14 protein-coding genes are annotated in these 15028 nt (G+C 40.4%); 10 read left to right on the top strand and 4 right to left on the bottom strand.

Going from position 1 to position 15028, the window contains the following annotated elements:
- Window positions 1-14: 14 nt before the first annotated feature.
- The 4 genes from HC733_RS16945 to HC733_RS16960 all read left to right on the top strand — a co-directional run bounded on the left by HC733_RS16945 (window position 15) and on the right by HC733_RS16960 (window position 2338).
- The gene (locus HC733_RS16945) at window positions 15-788 is read left to right on the top strand and encodes a glycosyltransferase family 25 protein (RefSeq protein ID WP_238937593.1); all 774 of its coding nucleotides are present in this window, start codon (window positions 15-17) and stop codon (window positions 786-788) included.
- 116 nt (window positions 789-904) lie between these two features.
- The gene (locus HC733_RS16950; protein ID WP_190366193.1) at window positions 905-1405 is read left to right on the top strand and encodes a hypothetical protein; all 501 of its coding nucleotides are present in this window, start codon (window positions 905-907) and stop codon (window positions 1403-1405) included.
- Window positions 1398-1631 (top strand): helix-turn-helix transcriptional regulator, encoded by a 234-nt coding sequence (locus tag HC733_RS16955; protein ID WP_190366194.1) that lies wholly within the window; start codon window positions 1398-1400, stop codon window positions 1629-1631. Before HC733_RS16950 ends, HC733_RS16955 begins: the two co-directional genes overlap by 8 nt.
- A 95-nt stretch (window positions 1632-1726) precedes the next feature.
- Entirely contained in the window at window positions 1727-2338 is a 612-nt protein-coding gene (locus HC733_RS16960) for a M23 family metallopeptidase (RefSeq protein WP_190366195.1), read from the top strand.
- A gap of 21 nt (window positions 2339-2359) precedes the next feature.
- On the opposite strand, the gene HC733_RS16965 is transcribed toward HC733_RS16960, so the two are convergent.
- The 3 genes from HC733_RS16965 to HC733_RS16975 all read right to left on the bottom strand — a co-directional run bounded on the left by HC733_RS16965 (window position 2360) and on the right by HC733_RS16975 (window position 4867).
- Window positions 2360-2902 carry a cytochrome b/b6 domain-containing protein gene (locus HC733_RS16965; protein WP_190366196.1) on the bottom strand — a complete coding sequence of 181 codons (543 nt, stop codon included), beginning with the start codon at window positions 2900-2902 and terminating at the stop codon, window positions 2360-2362.
- Between the two features lie 148 nt (window positions 2903-3050).
- Window positions 3051-3953, bottom strand: a complete 903-nt coding sequence (locus tag HC733_RS16970; protein WP_190366197.1) for a lipase chaperone family protein — start codon at window positions 3951-3953, stop codon at window positions 3051-3053.
- Entirely contained in the window at window positions 3950-4867 is a 918-nt protein-coding gene (locus HC733_RS16975; protein WP_190366198.1) for an esterase/lipase family protein, read from the bottom strand. The genes HC733_RS16970 and HC733_RS16975 overlap by 4 nt, the downstream gene beginning before the upstream one ends.
- 574 nt (window positions 4868-5441) lie before the next feature.
- Between HC733_RS16975 and HC733_RS16980 the strand changes: the two genes are divergently transcribed.
- The 5 genes from HC733_RS16980 to HC733_RS17000 all read left to right on the top strand — a co-directional run bounded on the left by HC733_RS16980 (window position 5442) and on the right by HC733_RS17000 (window position 13696).
- Window positions 5442-7091 (top strand): trypsin-like serine protease, encoded by a 1650-nt coding sequence (locus HC733_RS16980; RefSeq protein WP_190366199.1) that lies wholly within the window; start codon window positions 5442-5444, stop codon window positions 7089-7091.
- 87 nt (window positions 7092-7178) lie between these two features.
- Window positions 7179-8384: a hypothetical protein gene (locus HC733_RS16985; RefSeq protein ID WP_190366200.1), complete on the top strand. Its 1206-nt coding sequence runs from the start codon at window positions 7179-7181 to the stop codon at window positions 8382-8384.
- 155 nt (window positions 8385-8539) lie between these two features.
- Window positions 8540-9316 (top strand): putative porin, encoded by a 777-nt coding sequence (locus tag HC733_RS16990; RefSeq protein ID WP_190366201.1) that lies wholly within the window; start codon window positions 8540-8542, stop codon window positions 9314-9316.
- Window positions 9317-9618: 302 nt separating this feature from the next.
- Complete coding sequence (locus tag HC733_RS16995) at window positions 9619-12216, top strand: ExeM/NucH family extracellular endonuclease (RefSeq protein ID WP_190366202.1); 2598 nt, start codon at window positions 9619-9621, stop codon at window positions 12214-12216.
- Between the two features lie 256 nt (window positions 12217-12472).
- Window positions 12473-13696, top strand: coding sequence for a hypothetical protein (locus tag HC733_RS17000; RefSeq protein WP_190366203.1), 1224 nt, complete (start codon window positions 12473-12475; stop codon window positions 13694-13696).
- Between the two features lie 79 nt (window positions 13697-13775).
- On the opposite strand, the gene HC733_RS23430 is transcribed toward HC733_RS17000, so the two are convergent.
- Entirely contained in the window at window positions 13776-14150 is a 375-nt protein-coding gene (locus tag HC733_RS23430) for an FAD-dependent monooxygenase (RefSeq protein ID WP_190366208.1), read from the bottom strand.
- Window positions 14151-14240: 90 nt separating this feature from the next.
- Between HC733_RS23430 and HC733_RS17010 the strand changes: the two genes are divergently transcribed.
- Window positions 14241-14918: an ISAs1 family transposase gene (locus HC733_RS17010; protein WP_238937594.1), complete on the top strand. Its 678-nt coding sequence runs from the start codon at window positions 14241-14243 to the stop codon at window positions 14916-14918.
- Window positions 14919-15028 lie beyond the last annotated feature (110 nt).

Genomic DNA, 15028 nt, shown 5'->3' on the forward strand with positions numbered 1-15028 from the left:
ATAAAGAGCAGCAAATGATGAACGAACAGCCCCCTATCTATTTGATCAATTTAGACCAAAGTCCTGAGCGATTAGAAAAAAGCAGTGCACGGTTGAAAGCACAAAATATCGACTTCGAGAGAATATCAGGGGTTTATGGTAAAACGCTCAGCGACACCGAGTTAATCAAGAATTATCAACCATTACTGAATAGAGACCGATTTTATAGACCGCTTAGCAAAGGCGAAATAGGTTGTTATATGAGCCACCGTAAGGCATGGCAAGCCATTGTTGATAATAAACACCCCTATGCAATCGTAATGGAAGATGACTTTCGACTGGTCGGTGATTTGCACGATGTATTTGCTACAATTGAACAACTCCCTGTGAAGTGGCAGTTGATAAAACTTGCAGCTTATGAAAATCGTACACGCCCTATCGCTTTTTCCCATCCGATTAATGACACCTTCAACTTAGTCGTACACAAAAAGGCCATGACAGGTTGTTGTGCACAAGCAATTAGCTATGAGGGTGCCAAGGCGCTGCTTGCAGCAACAGAGCGATTTGCACGTCCGGTAGATACCGATCTTCAACACGTGTGGGAAACCGAAGTACCCGTTTACTCATTAATGCCATACTACATTGAGCAAGACTTAGACTTTGATAGCGATATCGGTGCTGCATCAGGCACTAAAAAAGTTAAAAAGCGTTTTTGGAAACGTAAATGGCTACAATTAAAAGAAAAAATGGCAAATAAAAAAGCTACCTCGCAGATAATTGATGCATTACACGCGCAATTAAAGAAATAGTCGAACCATAGCTCAAGTTAAATAAAATACACCTTATGTAAAAAATCTTTGACATGGACAATAAATCGCCTTACGCTTGTTGATGTCAAAAATATTTTACCTGAGGTTAAGAAAGCATGACTCGCGTAACACAACTAAAAGAATTTCTGCAAAGTATCAGCTTTAGAGAACTCACTCTGTCCATCGATTTGTTAGTGAGTATTTATATTTCATATTTCTACATACAGCGTTTAGTCAACGCGAGTGCTGAGCAATTAGCATCTGTGTCGAGGCTATCAGGTTTATTGTTAGAAGTGCTAACATATTCGGTCGTACTGATGATTTTGAGCTATTTGTTATTAGCGTTTATTAGTGATGATGAACTTAACCAACCGCTAGATGTAAGAGAAAAACAAATTAATTTAATTGGGTTTAAATACAAATCCCACATTTTACAAACTGGTATTTGTATCGCCATTTTCCAATATCAAGCCGAAGCAAACGGTTGGGGACCTGCCATTGAATACAACATTCCCCACCTACCTATGCACGTAATGGTTGGCGCATTCTTGCTCGCCGAGATTGCAAACTATGCAGCCCAGCTCTATAAAGGTAGAACTGGGGATATCTATGAATAAAGCAAAAGATGATGCTGAAATAACCAACTCAATTCGTACGTTGCGGTTTTTAAACAACGAGATGACGCAAAAGCAATTAGCTGATGCCATAGGCGTGACAAGGCAAACAGTGATGGCTATCGAGGCAAACAAGTACTCCCCTTCATTAGAAGTCGCTTTTAAGATAGCTGCCGTATTTAATTTGCCGCTTGAAGAAGTGTTTCAATATCGAACAAAACAACAGTAATCCGGTTAATAGGAAAGAAACAATGGATTGTTTTTAAACCCTTTTTGAACTGGCTACGTCTAAGTTTTTAAAAATAAAACACAGGACTGTTTGTTATGAAAACTCAGCTATTGAAACTTGTACTCATTGTTATTGCCCTGCCAGCTGCATGCACTAATCCCCCTGTAGATTGCTCAGCCTACGGCGAACAAAGTAGTTCACCATACAGATTACCTTATACAATTGGTCAGTCTTATAAGGTTGAAGTATCTACAGGGCATTATAGAGAGTCAAACAACGGCGTTGGCTTGTACTCCATTGATTTCAATATGCCAATAGGCACCAAGATCGTTGCCTCTCGCAGCGGTGAAGTTGTCGCAGTTCAAGAAAAGTTTGAAGATTATAACGGTGAAGACCTTAAAGAGAATTACGTTTTTATACGCCACAACGATGGCACAATTGCTCGCTATTTTCACCTAACACATCAAGGTGCATTAGTTTCATTGGGAGATAAAGTAGCGGCGGGAGATGTTATCGGCTTAAGTGGTAATACAGGGCAAAGTGGTGGTCCACATTTGCATTTTGATGTACAAAAATGCGGACCAAATTTACCGCCAAACTACAATAAACTCCCCTGTGGACAAACTATACCTGTCACATTCAATAACACTATCACGCATCAGTGCGGTGTTGTAGAAGGCAAACACTATCGAGCTGACAAGTCCTAGTATTTGGTTAACAAGCTAAAGTTAGAGCATTCTTTTTAAAATTTGATTACCTGAGTACTGATGCTTCAACAATGCACCTAGGTGTAAAAAAATGAACACTAACAGAGCATAACTACTGTATTGATGAATACGAGAATAGACATTCAACCATTGAAGATCTGTAATAATCGGCATCATCGTTATCCATCCAAAAACACCAAACGGTCTGTTCATCATAAGTAAACCTGAGCACAGCAGGGTTGCTACCAAGATATACATACATATGTGGGCAAGGTTAGCCGTCTTAATTTGCACTGTTGATAACGTTTCACCATAGTGAGGCTTTTTAGTTCGTAACGCATGAATAGCACGAAGTACAAACAAAGGCATATACAGTATTGTCAGCGATACATTGAAATCCGTGATGAAGTGTTTAGCAACTTGTATCACATATGTTTGCTCTACATACTGCGCAGATAACAAACTGACACATAAACCAGAAAACATTGCCCACAATATCACCACTGCCGAGATCCAATGTAATATTCTAGCCAAGCGATCGAATCTAAGGGTTGCATCTTCCATAATCATTTCGAGCTTAAAGTAATAAGTATCATTCTAAGAATGAAAAGGTTAGCAAGTGGTTAAATATTAACTTTAAGTTAAAATTATTAAAGATGATTTGATTGAACGCAATGTTTATGCTCGTACTAGCGTGTATTGCACATGTCAGTTATTTCTGTTCCCCTTTATTTTTGAGAAATGCGAGTGCATACACAAGACGTTTTTGTTCTGCGCTGTCGAACATAGTTTGCTTTAGTTTTTCTATCTCCTGAAGCTGTTCACTTTTGGTAGTGTTGTTGGCCAAAATATCTAAACTTCGTTGCTCGAATTTTACCAACTTCTGCTGCCATTTAATTTGCTTGTCTTTCAATTCGACAAGCCGTTGCGCTGCTTCTTCACCATATTTTGCTATCAAATCATTAGGCGTTTTGTGCAAAAAATTTTTGGAAAGTGTAGTGAGCGCCAAGCTAGACGTAATAAGTTGCCGCTCTTTGTCGGGTAGCTGACTGATGTGCTGTGAGATTAAATGCTCCTTTTGCTCACTATTGATCCTCTGATCTGCCAGTATTTGCCAACGCTGTAACGCATGCTCATTCCAGTTGTTTTCTTGTGCAAACCAACGTTCAATTAACTGTGGTGAAAAGAACTGGCGCTGCAAAGTCATCAATAGCTCATGGCGTTCAAATATATTTAGATTCTCATCAATTTCAGTAAGCGCTTGTTTATAAGCAAGATAAGCTTGCGCATATTGGTGTAAACACACCTCTAGTTTACTAATATGTTGTTGCCATTGTGATTGTAGTCCTTGATCTTGGAGTGTTAACAACCAGTCGTCTATCGTGTGCTTGTCTAAAACGGTTACATCATCGCAGTTTTTTAGTTCCTGATGATCAGGTAATTGGGATAACGGAGCCTGAGCAATTACTTTGTCAGCCGGTTTAGCTGGCAATATCAGCTTGCTCTGCTGAGCAACCTCTTTTTGCTTTTGCTGACTCTGAAAATACAACATCAGGGTGCCAAAGATTGCAGCAACAATCACTGGCGTAATAATCTTCAGGCTCCGCTTACTCATAGATTAAGATCCTTTAACCTACGAATATGTTGGCGATAAAGTGTCAACGGATCAGTTTCAAACAAATGATGGATACCAATGGTTTGGTTAACCTGATCAAGGTGGTTCATTTTAAAATGATTACCAATCACTTGCCCTAAATTACTAGAGCAAGCCGACACTAAGCCATCATTTGGTTCATCAAACACTTGTGAAAATAGCGCTAAGGCGTTATCCGCTGGGTCAAATACGTTAGTCCAAGCTTTAGAACCGCTCCATGAAAAATAGTATACGCCGTTGCTTGCCAAGGCACTTGAGTTAGCACAATAAGTGCTTGGAACACCTTCTGGATACTTTTGATTAAAAGCAAGGGTTCCTTGTGTGGTCAAAGCTGATAAGGCTTCTAATGCATCTTTAGGTGCGCTCGGCTTGCCTGATAATAAATCAATCAGTCCAGCCAAGTCATTTGCCAATGATGCCAAAAACTGCTCTGAAAAAGAGCCAGTATCCACACTGCCTCTTACTACATCGGCAAAACGACTACCCCAATTGACGCCACCAATACTGGTTACTGATGCAACCCACTGTGGCTTAACCGATGCGACATAACGAATGGTTTGTGCACCTTGGCTATGACCAATTAAGTTAACTTTGTCTTTACCAGTTATCGCGCGCACTAATGCAACCTGTTCAAGTAGCTGCTCCCCGCGTAATTCTGAGTTATGCGCTGAAGATACTTCCGCAACGTACACATTACCCCCTTCTTGGCGTATGACGGACGGTACGCGATAGAAATAGTCAACACCCAATAGGTTATCAAAGCCAAATAAGCCATGGACTAAAACCACTGGATACTCAAGTTCTTCACTGCTGTGGGCGGCGGTGCAACACAAAGAGGAAATACCAATAATGAGTGAAAATATGTAACGTTTCATAGATTAATACCTTTGCAATGTTAATTTTTAGTGAATATTAACGTTAGAACACTATTGATATAGATCAAGGGGTTGGTCGAAAAAATATCGTACTCTATTAAATTATTTTACTAATAGGCTAAAATTGTGAATGCTTAAGCGCTTGTCACTAAGTTTATTTATATTAATGAAATTAAAAGGAATATATAGGTTAGGCTGTGTAGAGAGGTTTAATTTTAAGCACTTATAAACTAGCGACTTCTACAAAAATAAAGGCCACCTGTAAATTTGCTCAGGCTGTTAAATAAATTCGTAATACTTTTCCCTCATACTTTAAAATAAATGAGTCATTCTTTATTTTTTGTTTCCAAAAAGAAACCAAAAAACACAAAACACCATTCTGTTTACATCCATTTACATGGTATTTGTAAACTAATCAGTACAATCAACCTATTGATCTAGCTTAATATTTATCCACTAGAAAGTACAAATCAACTGGTCATACCTCGCACAAAGTTTAAACTAGCTATTGATCAAAAATGTATCTCAGATTATTCCTAGATTACTCACTACCGAGTAACAACAAGGATACAACATGTACAATAACAAAATGACAACTATCACGTTAGCCATATTAAGCACATTAGCCTCTCCCCTGTTGATGGCAAAACCTGCAACTTCACCTGATGTTGAAATCAATATCGTTGGTGGAACAGAAACTGACGCACACTCAAGACCTTATCAAGTAGCACTGTTGATGAATGGTCAACAGGGATGTGGCGGTACTTTGATCAGTCAAGATTGGGTATTAACAGCGGCGCACTGTGTTGATAATGCCTCAACCAGTAGCTTAACAGTACGTGTCGGTGCTCACTCGATTAGCCGTAATGATGGACAAACATTACGTGTATCTCAGATTATTAGTCATGAACAGTGGCGCGGTGCCCAGAGTATTCGCGCAGGTTACGATATTGCTGTACTACGTTTAGCATCCCCTGCAAGTAGTCAACATACGCCTGCCAAATTAGCAACTGCCGACATTGAACAACAATATGCAAGTGTTGGTGATTATGTAACAGTTTCAGGCTGGGGACTTACTTCTAACAGAGGTAGACCAAGTGACACATTGCGTGAAGTCGACTTACCCGTTATCAGCAATTCAAGCTGTAGTAGCCAGCTAAATTACAGTATTCCAAACTCTGTTATTTGTGGCGGTGGTCAAGGTGGTCGTTCTGCGTGTAACGGTGACAGTGGTGGTCCATTTGCTGTTCGTGTAGGAAATGATTTTTATAGCATCGGTACTGTAAGTTGGGGTATCGCATGTCAAGGTGCTTCAGCGTTTACAAGAACAACAAGCTACCTAGATTGGATCAAAGCAAAAACGGGTATCGGCGGCACTGATCCAGGTGACAGCGCACCAGTTGCAGACTTTGATTTCACAGTTAACCAACTATCAGTCACCTTTACTGACCGATCACGTGACGACAAAGGCGTACAAAGCCATCGTTGGAACTTTGGTGATCGCCAAGGCGGCACGTCATCACAAGCAAACCCAACTTATCAATTCAGCGAAGCAGGTACATATAACGTACAGCTAACTGTTACCGATACAAAAGGTCAAACTAATACAACATCTAAGCAAGTTAAAGTGTCCACTGGTGATGACAATGGCAGCTGCACAGGCGTTGAAAGTTGGAGTGCAAGTAAATCTTACGCCCTTAACGACAAAGTAAGCTTCAATGGCTACGAATATAAAGCTATTTGGTGGTCACAAGGCGCACGCCCAGATCTTTACCCTAACGTATGGCAAAAAGGCAATGCATGTGGCGACAGTTCAGTGCCAGTTGCAGACTTTAGTGCAAGCGTAAATGGTCTAAACGTAAGCTTTAACAACAGTAGCGCTGGTAACATTAGTTCAGTACTTTGGGACTTCGGCGATGGTAACCGCAGCAGTGCGTTTTCACCAAGTCACACTTATGCTCAATCTGGTAGCTACCAAGTAACGCTATCTATCACAGATAGCAATAATCAAACTGCCACTGTAACTAAATCAGTGTCAGTGTCTGGCGGCGATACAGGTAATTGTAACGGTGTGGCTACTTGGTCAGCGACAAAAATCTACCAACAAGGCGAACTTGCTCAAGTAGAAGGCATTGTTTATCGTGCTAATTGGTGGGTACAAGGTGAAAACCCTCAAGCTTCAGGTCCTTGGGGTCCTTGGACTCGCGTAGGTACTTGCCAATAAACTTAGGTTTTAATTTCTCAACCGGACTTTAAAAACCACTAAGTCCCATGTAATCTAACTTTTAGTTAAAAATAAGGGCTTGATATCATGGGACTTAATCAGCAAACCGTCAGTGAACTTACAAGATTAGGAGAACGGCTGAAAAAAAACCTCAATGCAATTTTTGCTGAACTTCCAGTAACAGCTAATACTATCAATGGCTTAACTAATTTTTTAGACTATCACCGCTCAAACAGTCAGCGTGTTTTTAACGCAAAAAAGGCAGCAACAGGTGATCAAGTGCTACTGCAATTACCTGGTATCAAAGCATTAGAGGAATTTATAAACAAATTGCAGCCGCATATTAGCGAGTCAAACCACCAACAGCTGAGTCAGGCGTGTCATCTATTTGCTGAAAGTATAAAAACCTATGCCAGCAGCCATGCAGATCTAAAGCGCCAACTTAAAAAATTACATGAACCAAATACGGATGAGCTTCCGCATCAACAAGATAAACGCGCACAGTTATATTATGCAGCCAAGTCTTTGCTGGGTTTTAGTGTTGAACATGTTTTTTGCACCTATATATTAACGTTACAAAAACCTGATTCTGATTTTCTGCAAGAAATTGCTTTGATCAGCAAAAAAGGCGTTAAAAGACAAAGAGGTGCGCCCCCTTTTGTACAATTTTACACGCATCCTCATCCAAGTGATTTTAAAAAGCCAAAACTGCTTTCAAAATCAAGTAAAATATCAGCAGATGAATTTACTATTGGTATTGCTGAGGAGTTTTCCACAGAAGGACTCGAGCAGGCTTATAGCAGCTATTCTCCTAGCAACTCTGGTATTGTATTTGATGACTTACCTAATGCACCAATATTTGATGCAACCTTTATTTTTAATAACCCAGATGAGTTAGTGAACCCTTTGACTCACCAAAGCCAATGCAGCTCAACGAGTATTTCAATCAAAAACCCTACTAAACGATTAACTCTGCTGGTGCTGGTCGACAAAGCCATAGACAGAAGCAGCAACGTTAATGTTGGCTGCTACCACGGTAATCAAAAAGTTGAAGAAGGCAAATTAAACGCCAGTGATATGTGGACGGAACGCCTACCCGATTTTCCTGAGTTAAGTATTATTAGTTTGCAAAACCCACATAACCTATTGAACAAAGATAGGCAGATGCAAGCAAAAGTAAGGTATCTACTCGACTATGCTAATTTAGATGCTGAGCGCTTTGTATGTTACCTGATGGATGTTGATTATCCAATTTGGTCAGCAACTTACAGGATATATTTTGAGCATAGTTGAGAGCAAGTGAGTTTATTACAATGATATTAAAGTGTATTTTCGCAAAATATTGCCTTTTTGCCTTGTATTAAGTGGATGTTCTGTATAAGTTTAGCGGCGCAAGTAGAGCGCTATACTCGCGCTCTAATTTTAACGCCATTATACAAAGGAATATTATGCGTTACTTATTACCTATGACAGCTCTATTATTACCACTTAGCGTACTAGCAACGAGTGTACAAGCTAACGACAAACAGTGGTTTAATTCCGCAAGCTATTCTCATACAGAAGAAAGTAGCTTTAACTCATTATACCTAAACAGCAAATATTATTTTGCCGAGCAACAAAATACCGGTATATGGGATGATTATGGCTATTTAGATACTGACTCTAACGTATCGTTAAGCTATACCGACAACGATGCTGAGAACTTTTTTAGCGCTTCTGGCGAAGCTTTCTACAACAACTTTTTTGTCAACGCGAGCGTTGAAAACCTAAGCAAAGAAGATAACCACAGTATTGGTTTTGGTTATTTATATAACGATATGTTAAAACTTCAAGTGCGCACTCTGCGTTCAGACGACCACTCTGACAAAACTTGGTTTCAGGCGCAGTACAATCATCAACTCAACGAGTCTGACTACCTAGGTGTAACAGTTGGTGTGCAAGACGCACCAGATAATTGGATGGTTTCTACTCGTTACTTTAAAAAGCTAGAAGGCGGTTCGTTTTTTACTATCGATGCCTCGCATGAGGATTATCAAAACGCCAGTTCGGTTCGCAACATCATGGCTAACTATTATGTAGACAAAACACTTGCCTTTGGTGCGGGTATTTATGACTCTAAATTGCAGCTAGAAGCGAAATACTTTTTGTCTGATAAGTACTTCTACCGCTTTGGTTACTTAGATAGAGGAAACCAAGTATCTGTCGCGTTTAACGCATACTTGTAAACTCAAACGGATGCGATAAATCACTGATCGCATCCGCGTCCTTTCATAGCTAATTTCACCAGAATTACCCGAAAAAACGATTAAATGTTAACTATATTGGTTATTTAGTTGCCAAATAGTCACTAAGCATGTGTTTTCTACTCGACTAATTACTCGCGTAATTAAAAGACTTTATTTACATTCATTCATCTAAAATCCTATATTAGTGAAATTTTTTAAACACAAATGCAATAAAATTAGAGTAGAATATCCAAATCTAGCCAAAGAGCTAGATTAGTGCTAAACACGGGAACTATAATAAAATGTTAAAAAAAACAATTCTTGCAACCCTGATCTCAGCGGCTTGCTTACCAGCTCATGCTGAGCTAATTATTTCTGAATATGTAGAAGGCAGCAGCTACAACAAAGCTGTAGAACTTTACAATACGGGCGATCAAGCAGTTAATTTAGCCGATTATGGGGTGAATTTTTACTTCAACGGTAGCACTGACGCTGGTCGTACTATCACACTTGAAGGCAGCCTTGAGTCAAAATCAACTTTTGTTATTGCGCACGCTAGCGCAAGCGAAGAACTAACTGCAAAAGCACAACTTTTATCAAGCGGCAGCTGGTTCAACGGTGATGATGCAATCGCTTTACTTAAAGCTGGCACCATCATTGATAGCTTAGGTCAAATTGGTGTAGATCCAGGCTACAGCTGGGCAGATGACGAAGCAGACACAAAAGATAAGAGTTTAGTGCGTAAACCACAATTTATGGTGGGAGATGCAAACGCCAGTGATGAGTTTGTGCCTTCCACACAGTGGATTGCCAACGCCAAAGACGACTTTTCTAACATTGGTAAGCACTCAGATGAGCTGCCGCCAGAACCAGAAGATCTAGTGTGTGATGCAAACAATGTATTAATTAGCCAAGTACAAGGTGCTGACGATGCTAGTCCATTAGCTGGTCAAACTGTCGAAGTACAAGGTGTTGTTACTTCTGCTCTACAAGGTGATGAGCAACTTAAGGGCTTCTTCTTACAAGAAGAGCTAGCAGATCAAGATAACGACCCATTAACCTCTGAAGGTATTTTTGTATATTTCAAAGACATTCAAGTTAATAACGGCGATATCGTTAAAGTTGCGGGTAAAGTAGAAGAGAAATACGGGCAAACTCAATTAAGTTCAGTAAGTGCAGTTAAAGTTTGCGGTAGCGCATCTGTGCCTGCTACTACTGTTACACTGCCGCTTGAAGCTGGCCTTGAGTCTGTTGAAGGTATGCTTGTTGAAATCAGCAACGCCTTAGTTGTAAACGACACCTATGGCTTAAAGCGCTATGGTGAAATACGCCTAGGTACTGAACGCTTATATCAATCTACACAAGTAGCCCTGCCAGGTGACGCCGCAAACGCAGTAGAAGCACAAAACAAGCAAAAAGAAATCTTACTAGATGATGGCTCTTCAGCACAAAACCCAGAAGTGATCCCATATCCAACTCCTGAGCTTGATGCTTATAACACGCTACGTTTGGGTGACACGGTTACTGGCGTGCAAGGTGTATTAGGGTATGGTTTCAGCCAATACCGAATTCACCCAACTACGCAGCCAAGTTTCGTTGCAACCAACCCTCGTACCGATGCACCTGAAGTAACAACTCGTGGAGATTTGCGTATCGCAAGCTTTAACGTATTAAACTATTTTAACGGTGACGGTCAAGGTGCAGGCTTCCCGACTCCTCGTGGCGCTGATAAGCCTGAAGAGTTTGAGCGTCAAAAAGCCAAAACAGTTGCAGCAATGCTGAAGTTAGATGCTGACTTGTTCGGTATTCTAGAGATGGAAAACGATGGCTTTGGTGAGCTTAGCGCGATTGCAGACTTAACGGCTGCACTTAATGCGCAAGATGCACAAAACACTTACGCCTACGTAAACCTTGGCACTGAAAAAGTCGGTGGCGATGCTATCATGTCTGCCATCATTTATCGCAGCAACAAGGTAAAAGAAGTGGGCACGGCTGCATTTACTGAAGCGGTACCTTTTGATTACGGTAACCGTCCACCAGTGATGCAAACATTTACTGACCTGCAAAGCGACGAAACCTTTAACTTAGTAGTTGCACACCTACGTTCAAAAGGTAGCTGTACAAAGGCTGAAGGTTTAGATCAAGACCAACAAGATGGCCAAGGCTGTTGGAACCTAACACGTGTTAATGCGGTTAAAGCGCTATCAAGCTGGTTAGCAACGTCACCAACTGGTCAAGACGACCCGGATACTATCATTCTTGGTGATATGAACGCCTACGGTCAAGAAGACCCAATCCGCGCCTATGTGGAGCAAGGCTATCAAGATATCAAAAAGCAGCTGCATCAAACTACAACGGATTACTCGTATGTATATCAAGGCCGCATTGGTAGCCTAGATCATGCGTTTGCCAGCTCTTCAATGATGGAAAAAGTGGTAGATATCGCTGATTGGCATATCAATGCCGACGAGCCTGTTGCACTTGATTACAACATGGAATACAAGTCTGACAAGCACCTAGCAAGTTTATATGCCGACAATGCGTACCGCGCGTCTGATCACGACCCTATCGTGATTGAACTTAAAACTAAAGCAAAGCAAGAAGTGATCGAAGGTGAATTTACCAATCTTGCCGGTTGGTTTTGGTGGCAACGCTTCTCAATTGAGCTACCTGAAGGTTATAAAAACCTTGAAGTAAGCATCAGCGGTGAAGGTGAAGCTGACTTGTACGTGCGTCACAACAAGAAAACTCATTTCTTCAAATACGACTGTCGCCCATATCTTTGGGGCAGCGAAGAAAGTTGTTCTCTTGAAAACCCACAAGCAGGTACTTGGCACTTTGGTCTAAGAGGTATCTTCCCTTATGCCAATGTAACGCTTAAATACAAAGCTACTAAGTAACTGAGCATGATCTCCTGCTAATCGATAACCGCCCGTAATATTTCGATATACTACGGGTGGTTTTTTTGAGCAAAATTCCTTAAGAAAAGTGTCCTGATTTAGTTGTGCAGAACAGTCTGCGAATTAATTGCCAGAGATCCACTAAATTCTAGTGAGCTAGTTGCAAACATATTCAGCACACAGATGTTTAATCGCTCTCTTTATGTTAACTTGTTATTCTTAGCTCATTAGTTCAACCCTTCAACTGCAGACAACTATGCCTACTAAACTTGCAAAAATTCATATTAAACTTTCAGCGGCATCAAATGACAGTGCTGAAAACATTAACAGCCTCAAATCGTTATGGGAAAAGATAGAGAAAAAAGAGAAACGTAATGAAAATTTAAAGAATAAAATAAATACATTGTACAGGAGTTTCGAAGAAACAGTCCTACCATATGAAAAAGATGTGATACAGCAGGTAGTTCGAAGTATAAGACACTTGTTGACCTTTATTCCAAAAAAGTCTTTAACAAGTAACCAACGTGAAGAGTTAATGGCGTGGATAGACTCGGAAATTGACTATTTAGAAAACCACCCATTTGGAGATGATATTGATACTGTCTCGTTAAGGGGAGAGTTCTCGGATGCGTTGACGGCATATCACCAATCTACATCTGTTGAAATCACGGATAATGATTTAGAGCAACTCAGAATAATGTTGAATAGCATGTTTCATGGTCAGTTAGATTTAAGTGAAGATGAACTGAGAGCCATAGCTCAAGACCCTTCGCAGCTCGAAGCACATATTAAGAAGCTCAGCGACAGCTATGAAAAAGTAAATGGCGGCAGGAGTACTCAAGATACATTTGACAACGAAGATGAAGAATTTGAACATCAAGACGAGTTTAAAAGCTTTTTTGAACAAAAAGCTTTTAAACAACAAACTGATGAGGAGACACTAGATAAGCTTTTTAAGTCTAGCCAACTAAATAAAATGTATAAGCGCCTAGCTAGTATTCTTCACCCAGATAAAGAAGTAAATGAATCCAAGAAAGCTGAAAAGCATGAAATTATGCAGCAATTACTAGCTGCGCGTGAAAATAATGACGCAGTAACTATTCTCAGGCTTTACCAAAACTATGTCGCAGATGCTGACTTTACCTTTGATAATAAAACCTTAGCTGCACTTGAAAAAATGCTTCGCCAAAAAGCTTATCAGCTTGATTTAGAGCATCAGAAAATAAAGACTTGTGATGAGCCTCCTGTACTTGTTTGGCGTCGATTTTCAGCAAGGAGTAAAAAAGCTGTAACAGAAGGTTTAGAAGCGCATATTGAAAATCTCAAAAAGGAGCTCATACATGGAGAAGCTATACTTGCAGAGAATAAAACAGTAAAGGCTATGGCTCGTCATTTATCGGAGAGGATTCAGCAAAATCATTATCCATCTTTTAATTATGCTGGTAGCTTGGATAACGTATTTGACTTATTTGACTTATAACGCTCGTATTTACAATTGTGAGCCAAAACGAGTGTCTTAGCTCACTCAAACTGTAGTACTTGCGATTTACTGTAGTTTGTCACGTATTAAGTGGCAAACCACTACCAAATCCACTGGCCATAGCATTGACCATAGCTGATAAATCAGTGTTTTTTGCGCGTTCGTTCCGCTGTTTACAATAATCAGGAGTGGAGTTGAATATTGATTTAGCAAGCTGTCGACCCATCATCGTAATATTAGTCGTTTTTGCAACGCGTAGGGTATTGAATTGTTTAAATATAGCTGCAATGTCAAAAGGATGTGAGCTGAAGCAATTCGCCAAATGCCACGCATCTTCCAGCGCCTGACAGGCTCCTTGACCAGATGTTGGTAACGGAGCATGCGCTGCATCGCCAATGAGAAGAACATTGTCCTTGTACCAAGTGTCAATAGGACCATGGTCACAGGGTGAGATCGCGAACGTATTTTAAGCAATTAACTCAGTGTATCTTGCCTTAAGGCTTCAAATATGATCGTATACTCTCTTTTTGAGTAATTCAGAATTATGAGCCTGACCGCTTTGACTAAACACTTTGAATCAATAAAAGATCCTCGCCGGCAAATTAAAGTTATTTATTCCTTACACGACGTCTTGTTTCTCACCGTAACGGCTATCATTGCTGGTTGTGAAGGCTGGGAAGATATTGAAGACTTTGGCCATTGCAGGCTTGAGTGGCTGCGGCAGTATGCCTCTTTTGAACACGGCATTCCCGTCCATGACACCATTGCACGCCTTATCAGTCGTGTTAATCCTGATGCACTTCATAGGTGTTTTGTAGAATGGATGAAAGAAACCGAAACTCTCACTGACAACCAAGTAATTGCCATTGATGGAAAAACCCTGAGACGTTCTTATGATCCATCAGACAGAAAGTCGGCTATCCATATGGTCAGTGCCTTCGCATCGCAAAACGGCGTTGTGATGGGACAGCTTAAAACAGATGCGAAATCCAATGAGATCACTGCGATCCCCGAGTTACTGGATTTACTTGAATTGAAAGGTCATTTAGTCACATTAGATGCTATGGGATACCAGACCAAGATAGCCAAAAAAATCATAGAAAAAGAGGCTAATTATTTACTGGCAGTTAAAGGTAATCAGGGGTCGTTACATCAAGCAATTCAACAGGCCTTCGATGAAGATTGCCAGAACGAACATACAGCCGTATACAGCTATAGCTAAATAATCATAATGTGCGATAATACTCTAATGGCATATAGTTTAGATTTCAGGCGACGGGTGTTTGCCTATAAAGAAAAGCACCAACTTACTTTTGAGCAAACAAGTGAACA

The sequence above is a fragment of the Pseudoalteromonas sp. S16_S37 genome (genome assembly GCF_014694405.1).
GTDB lineage: Bacteria > Pseudomonadota > Gammaproteobacteria > Enterobacterales > Alteromonadaceae > Pseudoalteromonas.

Excerpts from the sequence above, each read along its gene's own strand:
- HC733_RS16945 (WP_238937593.1), top strand. The coding sequence starts at position 15 with ATGATGAACGAACAGCCCCCTATCTATTTGATCAATTTAGACCAAAGT.
- HC733_RS16950 (WP_190366193.1), top strand. The coding sequence starts at position 905 with ATGACTCGCGTAACACAACTAAAAGAATTTCTGCAAAGTATCAGCTTT.
- HC733_RS16955 (WP_190366194.1), top strand. The coding sequence starts at position 1,398 with ATGAATAAAGCAAAAGATGATGCTGAAATAACCAACTCAATTCGTACG.
- HC733_RS16960 (WP_190366195.1), top strand. The coding sequence starts at position 1,727 with ATGAAAACTCAGCTATTGAAACTTGTACTCATTGTTATTGCCCTGCCA.
- HC733_RS16965 (WP_190366196.1), bottom strand. The coding sequence starts at position 2,902 with ATGGAAGATGCAACCCTTAGATTCGATCGCTTGGCTAGAATATTACAT.
- HC733_RS16970 (WP_190366197.1), bottom strand. The coding sequence starts at position 3,953 with ATGAGTAAGCGGAGCCTGAAGATTATTACGCCAGTGATTGTTGCTGCA.
- HC733_RS16975 (WP_190366198.1), bottom strand. The coding sequence starts at position 4,867 with ATGAAACGTTACATATTTTCACTCATTATTGGTATTTCCTCTTTGTGT.
- HC733_RS16980 (WP_190366199.1), top strand. The coding sequence starts at position 5,442 with ATGTACAATAACAAAATGACAACTATCACGTTAGCCATATTAAGCACA.
- HC733_RS16985 (WP_190366200.1), top strand. The coding sequence starts at position 7,179 with ATGGGACTTAATCAGCAAACCGTCAGTGAACTTACAAGATTAGGAGAA.
- HC733_RS16990 (WP_190366201.1), top strand. The coding sequence starts at position 8,540 with ATGCGTTACTTATTACCTATGACAGCTCTATTATTACCACTTAGCGTA.
- HC733_RS16995 (WP_190366202.1), top strand. The coding sequence starts at position 9,619 with ATGTTAAAAAAAACAATTCTTGCAACCCTGATCTCAGCGGCTTGCTTA.
- HC733_RS17000 (WP_190366203.1), top strand. The coding sequence starts at position 12,473 with ATGCCTACTAAACTTGCAAAAATTCATATTAAACTTTCAGCGGCATCA.
- HC733_RS17010 (WP_238937594.1), top strand. The coding sequence starts at position 14,241 with ATGAGCCTGACCGCTTTGACTAAACACTTTGAATCAATAAAAGATCCT.